This is a genomic window from Cupriavidus sp. GW823-FHT07A04, assembly GCF_058794615.1.
Window position 1 is genome coordinate 88,083 of the sequence record NZ_JBXAHA010000021.1, and the last position, 16,213, is coordinate 104,295.

The 16,213-nt window shown below is 58.7% G+C and carries 14 protein-coding genes and 2 pseudogenes; 9 read left to right on the forward strand and 7 right to left on the reverse strand.

Annotated features, from left to right (window positions below):
- Positions 1-338: 338 nt before the first annotated feature.
- From AC1Q7Q_RS31130 to AC1Q7Q_RS31145, 4 genes are all read right to left on the reverse strand, one after another.
- Positions 339-1,790 (reverse strand): NAD-dependent succinate-semialdehyde dehydrogenase, encoded by a 1,452-nt coding sequence (locus tag AC1Q7Q_RS31130; RefSeq protein WP_492371512.1) that lies wholly within the window; start codon positions 1,788-1,790, stop codon positions 339-341.
- A gap of 192 nt (positions 1,791-1,982) precedes the next feature.
- A complete protein-coding gene (locus AC1Q7Q_RS31135) occupies positions 1,983-2,768 on the reverse strand; it encodes an alpha/beta fold hydrolase (RefSeq protein WP_492371511.1) in 786 nt (261 codons plus the stop codon).
- Positions 2,768-3,853: an aromatic ring-hydroxylating dioxygenase subunit alpha gene (locus tag AC1Q7Q_RS31140; RefSeq protein WP_492371510.1), complete on the reverse strand. Its 1,086-nt coding sequence runs from the start codon at positions 3,851-3,853 to the stop codon at positions 2,768-2,770. The genes AC1Q7Q_RS31135 and AC1Q7Q_RS31140 overlap by 1 nt, the downstream gene beginning before the upstream one ends.
- Positions 3,854-4,030: 177 nt before the next feature.
- Positions 4,031-4,942 (reverse strand): LysR family transcriptional regulator, encoded by a 912-nt coding sequence (locus AC1Q7Q_RS31145; protein ID WP_492371509.1) that lies wholly within the window; start codon positions 4,940-4,942, stop codon positions 4,031-4,033.
- A gap of 274 nt (positions 4,943-5,216) precedes the next feature.
- Here AC1Q7Q_RS31145 and AC1Q7Q_RS31150 point away from each other — a divergent pair, with 274 nt between their 5' ends.
- The 8 genes and pseudogenes from AC1Q7Q_RS31150 (at position 5,217) to hpaI (ending at position 12,246) form a co-directional block, all read left to right on the forward strand.
- Entirely contained in the window at positions 5,217-6,170 is a 954-nt protein-coding gene (locus tag AC1Q7Q_RS31150; protein ID WP_492371508.1) for a PDR/VanB family oxidoreductase, read from the forward strand.
- Positions 6,171-6,271: 101 nt separating this feature from the next.
- Positions 6,272-7,030 carry a fumarylacetoacetate hydrolase family protein gene (locus AC1Q7Q_RS31155; protein WP_492371507.1) on the forward strand — a complete coding sequence of 253 codons (759 nt, stop codon included), beginning with the start codon at positions 6,272-6,274 and terminating at the stop codon, positions 7,028-7,030.
- The gene (locus tag AC1Q7Q_RS31160; RefSeq protein WP_492371506.1) at positions 7,030-7,788 is read left to right on the forward strand and encodes a fumarylacetoacetate hydrolase family protein; all 759 of its coding nucleotides are present in this window, start codon (positions 7,030-7,032) and stop codon (positions 7,786-7,788) included. The genes AC1Q7Q_RS31155 and AC1Q7Q_RS31160 overlap by 1 nt, the downstream gene beginning before the upstream one ends.
- Before the next feature lie 17 nt (positions 7,789-7,805).
- Positions 7,806-9,263, forward strand: coding sequence for a 5-carboxymethyl-2-hydroxymuconate semialdehyde dehydrogenase (hpaE, locus tag AC1Q7Q_RS31165; RefSeq protein WP_492371505.1), 1,458 nt, complete (start codon positions 7,806-7,808; stop codon positions 9,261-9,263).
- A gap of 41 nt (positions 9,264-9,304) precedes the next feature.
- Positions 9,305-10,168 (forward strand): 3,4-dihydroxyphenylacetate 2,3-dioxygenase, encoded by an 864-nt coding sequence (gene hpaD / locus AC1Q7Q_RS31170; RefSeq protein ID WP_492371504.1) that lies wholly within the window; start codon positions 9,305-9,307, stop codon positions 10,166-10,168.
- A gap of 15 nt (positions 10,169-10,183) precedes the next feature.
- A pseudogene (locus tag AC1Q7Q_RS31175) lies at positions 10,184-10,578 on the forward strand (5-carboxymethyl-2-hydroxymuconate Delta-isomerase).
- A gap of 32 nt (positions 10,579-10,610) precedes the next feature.
- A pseudogene (hpaH, locus tag AC1Q7Q_RS31180) lies at positions 10,611-11,419 on the forward strand (2-oxo-hept-4-ene-1,7-dioate hydratase).
- A 23-nt stretch (positions 11,420-11,442) separates the two neighbouring features.
- Positions 11,443-12,246: a 4-hydroxy-2-oxoheptanedioate aldolase gene (gene hpaI, locus AC1Q7Q_RS31185; protein WP_492371503.1), complete on the forward strand. Its 804-nt coding sequence runs from the start codon at positions 11,443-11,445 to the stop codon at positions 12,244-12,246.
- A 282-nt stretch (positions 12,247-12,528) separates the two neighbouring features.
- Here hpaI and AC1Q7Q_RS31190 read toward each other — a convergent pair whose 3' ends face one another.
- Both AC1Q7Q_RS31190 and AC1Q7Q_RS31195 read right to left on the reverse strand, forming a co-directional pair.
- Entirely contained in the window at positions 12,529-13,053 is a 525-nt protein-coding gene (locus AC1Q7Q_RS31190) for a 2,4'-dihydroxyacetophenone dioxygenase family protein (protein ID WP_492371502.1), read from the reverse strand.
- Between the two features lie 45 nt (positions 13,054-13,098).
- Complete coding sequence (locus tag AC1Q7Q_RS31195; RefSeq protein ID WP_492371501.1) at positions 13,099-13,890, reverse strand: SDR family NAD(P)-dependent oxidoreductase; 792 nt, start codon at positions 13,888-13,890, stop codon at positions 13,099-13,101.
- Between the two features lie 223 nt (positions 13,891-14,113).
- On the opposite strand from AC1Q7Q_RS31195, the gene AC1Q7Q_RS31200 reads away from it, so the two are divergent.
- Positions 14,114-15,016, forward strand: a complete 903-nt coding sequence (locus AC1Q7Q_RS31200) for a helix-turn-helix domain-containing protein (protein WP_492371500.1) — start codon at positions 14,114-14,116, stop codon at positions 15,014-15,016.
- 224 nt (positions 15,017-15,240) lie between these two features.
- Here the strand turns inward: AC1Q7Q_RS31200 and AC1Q7Q_RS31205 are convergent, their stop codons facing one another.
- Positions 15,241-16,170 carry an alpha/beta hydrolase gene (locus AC1Q7Q_RS31205; RefSeq protein ID WP_492371499.1) on the reverse strand — a complete coding sequence of 310 codons (930 nt, stop codon included), beginning with the start codon at positions 16,168-16,170 and terminating at the stop codon, positions 15,241-15,243.
- Positions 16,171-16,213 lie beyond the last annotated feature (43 nt).

The following is a 16,213-nucleotide window of genomic DNA, read 5'->3' on the forward strand; positions in this document are numbered from 1 at the left end:
TCCACGCCCGCACGATTATTTCGCCTGCGCTAGTTCTCGTCTCTTCAGTTAATTGATTTAGATTAGATGGCCATGTGTGCGTGGTCAACACGGTCAAATTAATTAATACAATGCGTGCGGTGCATTCACAACATCCGTATCACTGCGTGCAAGCAGATGAAGACCGTGCTATCGGAATCGATGCCCATCCCCACACAACCGGCATTGAGGTGGCCGGTGACCAATATTCAGAAAAATTCCACTCAAGGAGCGACTAGCGGTTGGCGAGCCCAGTCCGGGTGCACCACGCAAGCCAACTCCCGAGCCCCCCGGAATCAGAGGCAACTACCGCCAGCCTCCTAGACATGACCCACACACAGGTATTTGATAACCAAATAGTCATCGATCCCATAATGAGAGCCTTCGCGACCGAGGCCAGATTGCTTAACCCCGCCGAACGGCGCTACCTCGTTGGAGATCAAGCCGGTGTTGATGCCGACCATTCCGTACTCGAGTGCTTCGGCCACTCGCCAGACGCGGCCGATATCGCGACAAAAAACGTAGGCCGCCAGGCCGAACTCGGTATCATTTGCCAAACGCACCACCTCTTCATCAGAAGTGAACCGGAAGACTGCAGCCAGCGGACCGAATGTCTCTTCGCGTGCGACCCTCATCTGCGGCGTGGCGCCGGTCAAAACAGTGGGTTCGAAGAATCCCTGACCGAGGCGATGTCGCTTTCCGCCAGCGACGACTGCTCCGCCCTTCTCGACTGCGTCCTCAATATGCGCCTCCACCTTGCGCACCGCGGCCTCATCGATAAGCGGACCGATCGTCACCCCCTCGTCAGTTCCATTCCCGACTTCGAGCTGGCGCACGGCATCGACGAGCCCGTCGACAAATCGGGTGTATACGTGGTCGTGAACATAGAACCGGTTCGTGCAGACACATGTCTGACCGCTGTTCCGAAACTTGGAGGCGATGGCGCCTTCAACCGCGGCATCGATATCGGCATCGTCAAAGACGATGAACGGCGCGTTGCCGCCAAGTTCCAGGGACACCTTCTTGATCGTGGCTGCGCTCTGCGTCAATAACAAACGCCCGACGTTCGTCGAACCCGTGAACGAGAGCTTTCTAACAACCGGGTTGGTTGTCAGTTCGCCACCGATCGATTTTGGGTCTCCGGTCAAGATATTCAGGACGCCCTTTGGCACCCCCGCCCTCTCCGCCAACACGGCCATCGCCAGCGCCGTAAAGGGTGTGGCCTCTGCCGGCTTGACCACAATGGGGCAACCTGCCGCAAGCGCCGGACCGACCTTGCGCGTGATCATTGCCGCCGGGAAGTTCCAGGGTGTTATTGCACCACAGACGCCAATCGGCTCCTTGGTGACGAGTAGGCGTTTATCCGCCGCGGGGCTCGCTAAGGTCTCACCGGACACGCGTTTTCCCTGCTCCGCGAACCATTCGAGAAACGACGCCGCATAGGCAATCTCACCCCTCGCTTCGGTAAGGGGCTTGCCCTGCTCTGCGGTTAGAATCTGCGCGAGATCGTCTGCATGCTGCAACATCAAGTCGTACCAGCGCCTCAGGATGGTTCCGCGCTCCCTCGCGGTTCGCTTTCTCCAGGCATCCCACGCCACGTTGGCAGCGTCGATGGCACGTCGGGTCTCAATGGCGCCCATTCTGGGTACGCTGCCGAGCGATACGCCGTTCGCCGGATTGACGACTTCGAAGGTGGCACCATCGTCGGCAGATTGCCACTCGCCGTTAATGAAGGCTTCGTGACGAAGGAGGCTAGGGTCTTTCAGGTTCATGACTCAATCCTGTAGCTAGGCCACCGATGCATCGGTACGCGGGAGATCCGTGCAAGGGCACGCGTTGCCGTACAGTCCTGCCGGCAACACCGGAATATGTTCTGAGCGATCAATGAAACGATCGCAACCGCTGTCAACAGCGTTCGCCAGACGACCAGGGGGATGCGCAGCCTGGCAATCCTGGGCGACTCGCTACTGGTCGGACGCGAAGTTCAGGACGGCGCGCGTCAGGCCCGCCGGATTCTCGACAGCCGATAGATGGCCACCGTCAAGCACTTGCAACGACGCTCCAGGTATGCCTTGGGACATCGCAGCAACGGCCTCCGGAGGCACCGCCTGGTCGAGTTGGCTTCCCACGATCAGCGTAGGCACCGCTACCGATTGCAGGCTAGGCCGGAGATCCGCATCCCGGAGGGCCGCCATCCCGGCTGCATAGCCGAGAGGCGACATTTGTACAAATGTACTCACCGCCGTATGAAAGTTCGCCGGGCGGTCTCGGCGAAACTCGGCGGAGAACATCCTCTCGGTCATTCCCGCAACAAGACTTGCCATCCCTTCGCCTCTCACCTTCTTGATTCGCTCGTTCCATTGCTCGGGGGTCAATGGCAGCTTCGCGGCAGCATTTGCAACGATGAGGCGTTCAATCCGACCGCCGCGCCTAGCCGCCAACTCGAGCCCCGTGAGGCCACCCAGCGAGATGCCGCAAAACGAGAACCTTTCAATCTCAAGGGCATCTGCCAGACCGAGCAGATCATCAGCGAGACGGCCGACCGTGTACTCCTCGGCCACGATATCCGTGGCACCGTGCCCGTGCAAATCGTAGCGGACGACGCGAAAGTGCGACGTCAGGCCGGGCACCACAGCATCCCAGATCCCATGGTCTGAGCCTACCGGATGCGCAAGAATTAATGCCGGAAGCGCTGGGTCCCCTTCGGAGCGATAGAAGACGGGCAGATCTCCAACCAATACGCGCGGCATTATTTGCTGACCTCCATCATCGCGGCACGATGCAATGGCGCCGCCGGCACCGCTTCCGCCTGCTGGGCCTCTTCCTTCAGCATCGTACTCACAAGATGCCGGAACCGACCTAGTGCACCATCCGCGGCGATCGGAATCATCTTGAAATAGGGCTCCAAGGCCAAGCTCTCGGCCTGCGCCGTCACCATTTCCTTGTCTTCTTCGAAGGCAGTAATGACACTCTGATGAATCGATGCGGTGACGTCCGGCCGGTCGAGAGCGAAGTTATGTGGGTGGCAGAAGAAATAGTGTGTTGAGTTTTCCGTTTCCGGCGTCAAAGCCTGACAGCCGTGAAACTCGGCAGCATCGACGCGCACGCCATCGGGTGCGCCTGTACCCGCCGGTGAAACTCCGGAATCCATGATGAAGATACCAGGAACCAGAAACTCATAGATATTCCAGCGGTCGATCTTCCCGGCGTACGGCTTGACCTCCTGAATGAACGCAGGAACGCTCGTATTCATGGCCCAACGGGTTACGCGGACGCCGCGATCGACGGACTCGACTTTAGCGGGATTTTCCGCATAGTCCTCGCTACCTCCCAGTGTTGACGGATGCACGTACGGAAGGTGCGCCAGATCCAGCAGATTGTCAGCAATGAGCAGGTAGTTCGCGCCGGCATAGTGCGTATAGCCCTCCTGATAGCGCCATGCGGGGTCATCAAGCCAATGCGTATCCGGGATCAGGTCAACGTCCGCACGGGAGGGGTCTCCCATCCAGATCCAGATCCAGTTGTGCCGCTCGACGACTGGAAAGACCTTCACGCGTGCCGAAGGCGGAATCCTGGTTTGACCTGGAATCTGCACGCATGCCCCGGTCCTATCGAACTTCAACCCGTGATACATGCATCGAACGCAGTCGCCCTCCTTCCTGCCCTTCGACAGCGGCGCGCCCCGGTGACAGCATCGATCTTCAAATGCGACCGGTTCGCCGGCATCGTCTCGCCAGAGCACTACCGGAGTGTTCAGGATGGTACGGGCCAGAAAGCTCTTGGAAGGAACTTCACTGCTCCAGGCAGCAACATACCAACAGTTCTTGATGAACATGATGTCTCCTCTTGCGGGGTAATTTATGCAGTGACCTCATGGTAGAGACCACAGGAACCCTTCACAAGCTAATGGAGGACATACGCAGTATGCATGGCATCAATGCAGCGCCGCGGGCGCTGGTGGACTACGATCGCCCGCTCTGATCGGCCTCTCGTCCTATCGCCGTGAGGCGGCTTACTCTGCGTATGGATAGTCCGCAAAGGCGTCCTTCAGCATCTCGCGCAGCCAGACGATGGCCGGATCATGATGGAAGCGCGAGTGCCAATGCTGCTTGAGGGCGAAGCGTGGCAGCGCGATCGGGGGGGCAACGATCCGGACGGTGCCGTAGCTTGCAAAGACGTTCGCAAGATCCATCGGTACCGTGGCAATCAGGTCGGGAAACTGGTCGATCAACAGCGGTACGGACAGAAAATGTGGAGTGGACAAGAAGACGTTTCGGTTGATGCCCTGCTCATCGAACGCACTGTCGTAAGCGGCTCCCATACGATTCGAAAGTGCGACCACGATCTGCGGCATGCGTTGGAACTGCTCTAGCGAGAGCTCGCCCCCGACGTCAGCATTCTTGGTGCTGACAATCGTCACGAACGAATGGGTAAAGAGCAGTTGCTGGAACAAATCCTGGGGCGCTGCACGAATGGAACCCACCGCCAAATCGGCCTCCCCCGCTGCCAGCATGGCTTCTATCTGCGGCGGCGGTACCTGAACAGTACGCAGATTGCAGTGCGGAGCCGATTCGCGAAACCGGCGGATGAGCGGCGGCAGAAACACCAGCTCCCCCATGTCGGTCATGCAGAGCGTGAAGGTGCGCCGGGCTGTCGACGGCTCAAACCGTGCCTGAGACAAGACACCTTGGCGAACATCTTCCATGATTCGCACGACCGTTGAGCTTAGGGCTTCCGCGCGACGCGTCGGCATCATGCCCTCGGCGGTCTTTACGAAGAGCTGATCATCAAAGAACGTGCGCAGCCTATTCAACGAGTGACTCATTGCGCCCTGCGACAAGCCAAGCTCATTGGCTGCTCGTGTGACGCTGCGCTCCCTCAGGATGGCGTCAAAAACGGCCAAAAGATTCAAGTCAAGGTCCACGTCGCCTCCTTATGCACCACGGACATTCCGCGTATTAGTTGTATGTCGTTGACGAATAATCTGCCCGAACCTAATCTCCGGTCAAGCATGCAGAGAACGAAAAAAGTGGAGACAAGCTTGTTGCAGAGCACGGTTTGCGCTCGAGTGATAGGCGACCCGCTGTGCCTTCGCGGCCCTTCTGATACGCAGCGAAACGGGATTATCCGTGTCGGTTCGACACCACAATCTGGTATCCCTTCAGTCCTTGTTGTCCGCCAAGCGCGGGGTGGTAGCTATGTTGGATTTGCTCGTTTCAAAGCTTGAAGTAAAAGCCCATGAGATTCTCGGCGTCGAGCTGCGCCAGCCCGGCGGCGGAGCCCTGCCAGCATTCACGGCAGGCTCGCATATTGATGTGTTCTTGCCTGGCGGCAAGGTACGTCAGTATTCCCTCTGCAGCGACCCAAACGACCGTGAGAGATATTGCCTCGGAGTTGGACTGGCACCAGCATCCCGCGGTGGCTCAGAACATATTCACCAACGCTTGCACGTGGGAGACACGCTACGCGTCGGTTTGCCGCGCTCGCTATTCGGCGTGAACGAGCAAGCGACGCATCATGTTTTCATTGCCGGCGGCATTGGAATCACCCCCATTTTGAGCATGATCCGCTGGTGCGAAGCGCACCAGCACACGTGGCGACTGCTGTATTGCGTACGTTCCCGCTCGCGCGCTGCGTATCTCGAGGAGTTGGCGAGCTTCGGCGAGCAGGTCGTCCTGCATATCGACGATGAGGCAACGGGTGGGCTTGTCGATCTGCACGGATATCTGAGTCAGTGCCCTACCGAGAGCAATGTTTATTGCTGCGGGCCTGCCCCGCTCATGGATGCCGTCGCACGCACCGCCGAATTCATCGGCGTGCCGAAGTCCGCGATGCACTTCGAACGCTTTTCAGCCATGGAAGCCACGGCACAGCCTGCCTCCAGAAAAGAGTTCACGGTCGTGCTCTGCAAGACCGGTTGCCGTCTGCCCGTGCCCGCCGACAAATCCATTCTCGAGGTACTGGAAGAGAACAACGTATTCATACCGTACTCATGCCGGGAAGGCCTCTGTCGGACCTGTGAAGTCAATGTCGTGTCCGGCCGGCCGGATCACCTGGACTATGTTCTCACCGACGAGGAGCGCGAACAGAACAAATCCGTCCTTGTTTGCGTCTCGCGCGCACTGTCACACGAACTGGCATTAGACGTCTGAGGCCCTGGCCTGGCGCGCCCGTGCTCCGGCCAACGCACCGGGTGAAGCGACGCAGGGTCCTCACATCTCACCGAAATAACCCAAACGCAAGGGAGCGCTTAATGTTCCATGTTCACGATCACCGGTTCCGACTCAGCGGCGAGCCGCTTGCCCAGGACGCTACCCTGGGCGTCGCTCAAGCACTGCTGGACTCAGGCAAGTCGTTTGCGGCACCAGTTGCCGGCCCGGTCTATGGCACCTTACTCAACGATCGCGCATCGCTGCAAGCGCTCGGCGCAACGATGAACGAAGCGCCGTACAAGGCGCCGCCGCGCGCACCGATTCTGTATCTTAAGCCCCGAAATACCCTGAGGGGACATCGGTCAACCGTGGCCCTTCCCGGCGACACCGACCAGGTCGAGGTTGGGATCTCACTGGGCATCGTCGTTGGCCGAACTGCATCCCGCCTGTCGACGGATAATGCACTAGACCATATCGCCGGGTACGTGATTGTTGGCGATCTTAGCATCCCCCATCGTTCCGTCTACAGACCATCGGTACGCCTGCGCGCACGCGATGGCTTCTGCCCTGTCGGACCGCTGGTTGTCGCCCGCAAGCACGTGACAGCGCCGGACAACCTGCGGATGACCGTGGCTATCGATGGCAAGCTAGCTTTCGAGTCTACCACCGCCGGTTACCACAGAGATGTGCTCTCGCTGCTAGTCGACGTCACGGAATTCATGACGCTATCGCCTGGCGACGTTCTCACCCTTGGCGTGCCATACGGTGCCCCCCTAGCCGCGGCCAACCAGCGCGTGGAATTATCCATCGAATCCCTCGGAACCCTTGAAGTCGCTTTCGTGCTTGAAGGAGCCATCTAATGAAGCGAGCAAGAGTTGCCTATGCCGGTGGCTTCCATGAAGCCACGCCCCACGAGACGGGAGTATGCCTGACCGACGGCCGCGTCGTGAAGGAGGAGGACGTGGTCTGGCTTCCCCCGTTCGACGTCGGAACCATCATTGCATTGGGGCTGAACTACGCGGAGCACGCCAAGGAACTGCAGTTCTCTAAACAGGAGGAGCCCCTAATCTTCCTGAAGGGGCCCGGCAGCGTGATAGGCCATCGCGGCGTCACCTGGCGCCCGGACACGGTGAAGTTCATGCACTACGAATGTGAGCTGGCCGTCGTTATCGGTCGGACCGCTCGCAATGTAACTCGCGAGGACGCGCTCTCCCATGTAGCCGGCTACACCGTCGCGAACGACTATGCGATCCGCGACTACCTCGAGAACTACTATCGCCCCAATCTTCGCGTGAAAAACCGTGACACCGGAACAGTACTTGGACCCTGGCTAGTGGACGCAAGCGACATCGAAGATCCCGAGAATCTCAACTTGAAGACATATGTCAACGGAAAGCTTGAGCAACGTGGCAACACCGGCGACATGGTATTCGACGTGCCTGCGCTCATTGAGTATCTGAGCGGATTCATGACGCTAGCCGCTGGGGACGTGATCCTGACCGGCACTCCGGATGGGATCGTAAACGTCAATGCGGGTGACGAAGTCGTCTGCGAAATCGACCGTATTGGTCGTTTGGTCAACAAACTGGCCAACGATGCCGAGTTCGGCCGTAACTGAGCAACTGGAGAGGATAAATGCGTATCGATCATCTGATCAACGGCCGGCAGCAGGCCAGCCAGGAGTACTTCGAGTCGGTCAACCCCGCCGACCAATCGGTGCTCGCCGAAGTCGCCCGGGGCGGGGAGCAGGAGGTGAACGCTGCAGTCGCCGCCGCCAAGGACGCCTTCCCCAAGTGGGCGGCCACGCCACCTGCCGAACGAGCGAAGTTGCTGCGCCAACTTGGCGCGCTGATTACCCAGCATGTGCCGGAGATCGCTGAGACAGAGACACGCGACACGGGGCAGACAATTTCGCAGACACGCAAGCAACTGGTTCCCCGCTCCGCGGACAACTTCAACTACTTTGCTGAGGTGTGCACTCGTGTCGACGGTCATACCTATCCAACCGATTCACACCTCAATTACACGGTCTTTCACCCGGTCGGCGTCTGCGCGCTGATCTCTCCGTGGAACGTCCCGTTCATGACTGCCACCTGGAAGGTGGCACCCTGCCTGGCGTTCGGAAACACGGCAGTTCTCAAAATGAGCGAACTCTCTCCGCTGACGGCTGCCCGCCTCGGCGAACTAGCCCTTGAGGCAGGGATCCCACCCGGAGTACTCAATGTCGTACACGGGTTCGGGAAGGAAACCGGAGAGCCTCTGGTCTCTCATCCGGATGTCCGAGCCGTGTCCTTCACCGGTTCTACAGTGACCGGAAACCGCATTGTTCAGCGTGCAGGTCTGAAGAAATTCTCGATGGAACTGGGCGGCAAGTCCCCCTTCGTGATCTTCGATGATGCCGATTTTGAGCGGGCACTCGATGCTGCCGTTTTCATGATCTTCTCCAACAATGGAGAACGCTGCACTGCAGGGTCCCGGATCCTCGTCCAGCGCTCGATCTATGCGAAATTCGTGGATCGGTTCGCCGAACGCGCAAGGCGGCTGACCGTGGGCGATCCCCTGGCGGATACAACGATTGTCGGGCCAATGATTAGCCGTGCTCACCTGGAAAAAGTGCGGAGCTACATCGGACTTGGCCCTACCGAAGGCGCAACCTTGGTATGCGGCGGACTCGACTCCCCCGATCTCCCCCCCGATCTGCGGCACGGCAACTTTGTGAAGCCTACGGTTTTCGCAGATGTTGATAACAGCATGCGCATTGCCCAAGAGGAGATTTTCGGTCCGGTCGCGTGCGTGATTCCGTTTGAGGATGAAGCGGATGCGATCCGCATCGCAAATGATATTGCCTATGGCTTGTCAAGCTACGTGTGGACAGAAAGCACGGGCCGGGCACATCGCGTAGCCGCGAGGATTGAAGCCGGCATGTGCTTTGTCAACAGCCAGAATGTGAGGGACCTGAGACAGCCCTTTGGTGGCACCAAGGCATCCGGCGTCGGCCGCGAGGGTGGTACCTGGAGCTACGAGGTGTTCCTCGAACCCAAAAACGTCTGCCTTTCGCTAGGCTCACATCATATTCCCCGCTGGGGCGTCTGAGCCCGCAGCGCGGATGACGCCGGGGAACACAGGAGAATAGTATGGGCAAATTGGCCTTGGCCGCCAAAGTGACGCACGTTCCGTCACTGTATCTTTCAGAACTCGATGGGCCGCATAAGGGCTGCCGGCAGAAAGCCATCGATGGGCACCACGAGATCGGTCGGCGCTGCAGAGAACTGGAGGTCGACACAATCATCGTGTTCGATGTGCATTGGCTGGTGAATAGCGAGTACCACATCAACTGCGCCTCCCATTTCGAAGGAGTCTACACGAGCAATGAGCTACCGCACTTTATCAAAAACATGCGGTACTCGTACCCGGGAAACACCTCGCTGGGTCATCTGATCGCGGACGTGGCCAACGAGATGGGGGTCAAATCCCGCGCCCACAGCGATACCACTCTCGATCTTGAGTATGGCACCCTCGTTCCGATGCGATACATGAACGCCGACCAACGGTTCAAGACGGTTTCGGTCTCTGGCTGGTGCATGTGGCATGACCTCGAATCGAGTGCGCGATTCGGACGCGCAGTACGTCGCGCCATCGAGGAGCGCTACGACGGCACCGTTGCCATCCTCGCAAGCGGCTCGCTCAGCCACCACTTCGCGAACAACGGCACCGCCGATCGCTACATGCACAAGGTATGGGATCCCTTCCTGGAGCAGGTGGACCGCCGTGTGGTGGAACTGTGGGAGCGTGGAGAGTGGTCGACATTCTGCGAAATGCTTCCGATGTACAACGAGAAATGCTGGGGAGAAGGCGGCATGCACGACACCGCCATGCTACTCGGTGCCCTCGGATGGGACCAATATGAAGGCAAAGCGGAGATCGTCACGCCGTACTTTGGAAGTTCTGGCACGGGACAAATCAATGCCATCTTGCCGATCCTTCCGCTCGCAGATTGAGGAGACAGCCAGGCCATGCCCCACCTCACAATTGAGTACAGCAGCAATCTGGAAGGTGAAGGCCGTATCCAGGAGTCGTGCAGCACGCTCGCGAGGACGCTTGCAGCCCAAAGCGCACATGGAGAACACCTGTATCCACTCGGCGGCATCCGCGTTCGCGCCTTCCCGGCGGATAGTATTTCATCGCGAACGGTAGTGTCGACTACGCATTCGTCCACGGCCGCCTCATCATAGGCGCAGGTCGCTCCGAAGCGGCACGCAGGGCCACAGGAGATGCGCTCTTCTCCGCGCTCAAACAGCACTTCTCCAACGAGTATGCGAAGCGCGGACTCGCCCTGTCGTTCGAGATGGCGGAGTTCAGCGAGGCGGGCACTTGGAAAGACAACCTTCACGGGCGATTGAAGGACTGACGCGAAGACATTACCAATAAAGGAGGGGCACAGTGCTTACCCAAGATACGATCATCGAACTGGCGCAAAAGCTGGATGACGCCGAAAGAAATCGCACGCAGTTACGTCACTTCTCCGCAGCTCACCCGGAGATGACGATCGAGGACGGCTACGCAATACAACGCGAATGGGTAAATCTCAAGCTCGCGGCTGGTCACCGGATCAAAGGACGGAAAATCGGCCTGACCTCACGCGCGATGCAGAGATCGTCGCAGATCACTGAGCCGGACTACGCGCCCCTGCTCGACAGCATGTTCTTTGAAGGCGGTGGCGACATTCCAATCTCGCGCTTCATCGCGCCACGAGTGGAAGTTGAACTCGCCTTTGTACTTGGAAGGCCATTGAGGGGGCCGAACGTCACCCTGTTCGACGTACTCGATGCGACGGAGTATGTGACACCGGCCATAGAGATCATCGACGCGCGCATCGAGCAGTTTGATCGCGAGACCCGCGTGCCACGGAAGGTCTTTGACACCATTTCCGACTTTGCCGCCAATGCCGGCATCGTCATGGGTGGGCGCCCGGTACGCCCTCACGAGATCGACCTCCGCTGGGTCGGTGCCTTGCTCTACAAAAATGGCGCGATAGAGGAGAGCGGTCTCGCTGCGGCGGTACTGAATCAAATCATCCGGCGAACGGTGTCGCATGGCTTGCGAACAAGATCGCGCCCTACGATGAGACGCTCCGCGAAGGCGACGTTGTGCTGGCGGGCTCCTTCACAAGCCCCATTCCCGCGGCTGCCGGGGACACGTTTCACGTCGACTACGGCTCCCTCGGATCCATCTCATTTCGCTTCGCCTAACTGAGCCCAGGAATCGTTGAAGTATGCAGCTCCCAACTAACACATTCAAACGCGCGTTACTGGACGGCAGACCTCAGATTGGCCTTTGGGCGGCACTTGCCGACCCCTATTCGACCGAGCTCCTCGCTACGGCGAACTTTGACTGGCTACTGATCGATGGCGAGCACGCACCCAACGACCTGCGCAGCATCCTGCTCCAGCTACAGGCCGTGGCAGGCTATCGCTCGCATCCGGTGGTGCGGCCCGTCCGTAGTGACCCCGCTCTCATCAAGCAGTATCTCGATGTCGGTGCGCAGACGTTGCTCGTGCCGATGATTGATACCGAGGAGCAAGCTCGCGAGGCGGTCGCCGCAACCAGGTATCCTCCTCGTGGCGTCCGAGGGGTCGGTAGCGCTCTGGCACGCGCTTCGCGCTGGAACTCCGTGGGTGATTATCTTCAGACGGCCTCCACACAGCTTTGTGTTCTCGTGCAGATCGAGTCGCAGACGGGTCTGGAGAATCTCGAAGCGATCGCGGGTGTAGAGGGTGTTGACGGCGTTTTCTTTGGGCCATCCGACCTTAGCGCCTCGATGGGCTATCTGGGACAGCCTGGCGCTATGGCAGTGCAAAACGCAATTCTGTCAGGAGTCGAGAAGGTGAAGGCGGCTGGCAAGGCGGCAGGTGTATTGGCTACAGACAGGACGATAGCGCAACGCTATCTTGCCGTCGGCACCCAGTTCGTTGCCGTGGGCACGGACACTGGCCTACTGGCGAAAGCAGCTTCTGAACTAGCCCGCCATTACCAGGGTCTGGATGAAGCACTTCCGCCCGCTACCGGAGGTTACTGACTAGAGTTAGTAGGTGCGCAATGTGCTGCGAGCACTACGCTGCACCTGCGTTTGCCCCGTCAGACGATACGTTGCCGCTCGAGTTCGTTGGTCCGATGGTCCGTCGCGTGTTCGCCACTCCGGTCAACTCGATCTACACGCATTTGTCTTAGACCGCTTCCGGCGTTCCGGACAAAGCGGGTGATGGCGGTTCCCTGAGTTCTGGCACCTGAAGAGACGAACATGGCCGCCTTTCGGCGACCATGTCCAAGCCAGTCACAGCGATTCCAAAAAGTTCACCAGTTACGACTTCGCAAGCTGACTATAGGTAGCCGATCCGCCAGTGATAAACGGCGGGACGCCCTTGCGCTGTGTGATCAGTTCCCTAACCCAGTCCGATTCCTGGTTCTCTGCGTCGAGCACCGCAACCACGTTTTGACGTTCATCAAGAATAAGCATGGCTCCATAAATGATGAAGACCACATCAGTCTCACCTTCATTGTCGTCCGCGATTTTAAGGGTATGAGTAGACCCCGGAGGCTCGTAGAGATAAGAGCCAGCGGTGTTTGCTGGCGAGGTCGGGTATTCCAGGTAGGACCAGTTCCCGGCGAGAGTGAAGGCATGGACAGCGCCTGTGTGCTTGTGAGCAGGAAGCAGGATTCCTGGTGCAAAGCGGATGCGCACCACGAAGAACCCTCCCTCCACATCGGCCTGGAGAAGTTTCAATCTCAGGCCAGGTGTGAGGTAGTCGTCGACAAAAGGAAAAGTGTCACTGGCGACGTGCAGCGAAGCGGGTGGCGCGATTCGAGTAGTGTTGTGAGCGTTCATTGAATTATGTCCCATCATTAGATGTCAGTGATTTTGCTCTCCCCTTCAACCAGTATTTGACATTGTCGCGAGCGCGCCACCGTCGACTGGCAAACCAACTCCATTGAGGTAGCTCGCCCGATCGTGCAGCATGAAGACGACCGCAGCGGCAATCTCGTCAGGCTGCGCACAGCGTTTCAAGGGGGCCACCGAAGCAATATTCTGAATCCCCTTCTCGATGTCGCCTTGGAACGTGGTATCGATGATTCGCCGAAGCAAGGGAGTATCCACCATCCCGGGCAGAACGCAGTTCACCCGAACACCACAGGCTCCCAGATCTGCGGCAGCAGTACGGGTCATACCCAACACTGCATGCTTTGCCGCAACGTAGGCGATGCCGCCTGGCAAGCCGCGCTGGCTCGCTATAGACCCGGTGTTAACCACGGCGCCACGGCCTTGGCGAACCATGATCGGAAGGACGTGCCGCAGCCCCAGGAAGACGCCGCGCAGGTTGACTGCAATCACGCGATCAAACTCCTCCTCGGGAAACTCCGTTACGGGACACATGGGCCCGTCAATTCCCGCATTGTTAAAGAACAAATCGACGGTACCGAATAGATCGATAGCTCTCGCCACGTATGCCCGAGTGGACTCGCTGCTCGCTACATCAGCGACTTGCGTATCGACCTCGGCACCGATCGAGCGAATGGCCGCCGAGGCAAAATTCAACGCCTCCTCGCAACGGTCTACCAGAAGTACCCTTGCTCCGCCCTGTGCCAGCCTTATGGCAGTAGCGCGGCCAATGCCGCCACCGCCACCCGTGACGACTGCGCTGCGGCCTTTGAAATCCAAAATCATGTTTGTCTCCTTTAGTTTGACGGCGAAAAGGAATGTAGCCCAGCACCGAAGACTTTGGGGGGACGGCCAAATCATTCATCGATCCATTTTCGAAAGTTGCGACGAATCCGTAAATATGGCTACGCGATATCGCAGACTAAGAATAGAGACCAACAGAATTTCCCTAGTCGATGCTAAGATTTACTCAGTCCGAAGAGACGGGCGACTTGGTCAGGAGACAGCCATGAGCAACACGATGACCGAAAGCCACGGCAAGACGGCTTTCGAGGCTATGGTGAGCAATCCCAATTCCACGCTTCGATGGCGCGTTGATCACGAGGGCGGCCGGCCTCTAGCGGCAGGCTGGCGCACCAAGGATGTTTGGCTACACGAAGATGTTCGCGACGAAGCCACCTTGTCTTACCACATCGAAGGGACGACTCAAGTGGCAAAATTCGAGGGAACTCAATGCATTTCAGCCGGAATTCGCTCCCATAGCGTAGCAGTCACGTCTCCGGGGACACGTGATTGGAAGATCCGAGGCACACTGGAATTCGCGCACATCTATCTGCCAACCGATTGGCTTTCCCTGATCGAGTCCTCAAATGGCTCGTCAGAGCAGGTCAAGCTTACTAGCGTCGCGAATGCCGCGGATCCGTGGCTCTCTGGATTGTTTTCGATGCTGACAGCCTACTCGGAGACCAATACCGACGGTATGGCGCGACTACTCACTTCGTTGCGATCGCTGCTGACTGCGCACTTGCATCTACGATACACGTCGCCGCAAGGAGGCCGCCTTCCTATGGTAATGAGAGTTTCTGGCGGGCTGTCGCCGATGGACATTGAGCGAGTACGTGAGTTTGTGGCAGACAACCTCTCCGTCGATCTGAATATTGAAAAGCTTGCGGAGTTGGTTGGCTATTCCAGAAGTCACTTTTCCCGAGCCTTCAAGGAGAGTCTGGGATGCTCTCCCCACCAGCATCTGCTGGCGATGCGTTTGGACGCCGCTCGCCGGCTTTTACGCGAGACGAGCCTGCCGATCGCCGAGATCGGCAAACAAGTTGGCTTCCGAACTGCGACTCACTTCAGTACTGCCTTCTCGACGCGCGTCGGACGCACACCTGGTGAGTTTCGCCGCAAACGCTGAACACTGATGGCATCGACGCCCAGCCGCCGGCGGCGGAGGAGCATGTTGAGAAAGGAATGAACGCGAGGCGGATTAGAACAAATTTGGGGGCGCGGGGACCGGAATCTGGCGGGGATCGGCAGGCGACACGTGCACCAAAGACCCTGTGACAAGCACCCGATCAGCGGACCTATAAAGCATCCATTGATGCTGGCCGCCGAATCCACAGGTTCCCCCGTGGCCCGCTAGCGTTTGTCCGAGAACTGCACCGCTTCGAAGTGGCTCACGATGAACGAGGCAGCTTTGGCAAGGGCTGAACGTCCGTCGTGGAGTAACGGGGCAAACAACTGCCACACGTGTGGCATATGTGGCCAGATTTCCAACGTGACGCTTCCCCCGCCACTTCCCACCTTTTCTGCTAGACGCATCGCATCATCGAGCAGAATCTCGGCGGAGCCAACCTGGATGAGGAGCGGTGGAAGTCCATGGAGGTCTGCTGAAAGTGGCGAAGCCAGCTCGTCGCCAACGGCAGCACCAGCCAGATAGGCCTGAGCCAGAGCCTGCAACAGAGCCGGTGCGAGAAACAAGTCCTCTTCCTTCTTGGACTCCAAAGTGCGACCACTCAGGGAGAGATCCACCCATGGGGAGAACAGAACGGCCGCAGCCGGCAGCGCGCGTGAACTTCTCTTGGCCACCAGGATTGTCGATAGTGCTAGAGCCGCCCCAGCAGAGTCGCCAACCAGTACAGTATCCTTTGCGTCTATGCCAGTCTCCAGTAGCCACGCATACGCGTCCGTCGCATCCTCTATCGCCGCCGGGAACGGATGCTCCGGGGCGAGCCGGTAGTCAACCAGAAGCACGCGAGCTTGCGAATCAACGGCCAGCGTACCAGCCAATCCCCGGAAGCCGGCAGCGCGCCCAACCATAAATCCGCCACCGTGCAAATACAGAATCGTCCGTCGAGTACGGATGTCGGCCGGGGTTCCCCATTCCATCTGCAACGCAGGCTTCCCCGATCGAGGCACCGTCACGGGCTCAAACGCTAGCTGCGTGGGCGGCTGGAACAGCGCGTTCCGCTCGTCAACAACGCGTCGCAGATCTTCAAGCGACGTATGCTGATAGGCGCGCGCCTCCTTGAGGAGGGCATGGACGGCGTCAAGTTGTTTGAAATTCATGGTTCGCTCCGAAGCGTGTATGAGATCGGGGACCGTTCCACGC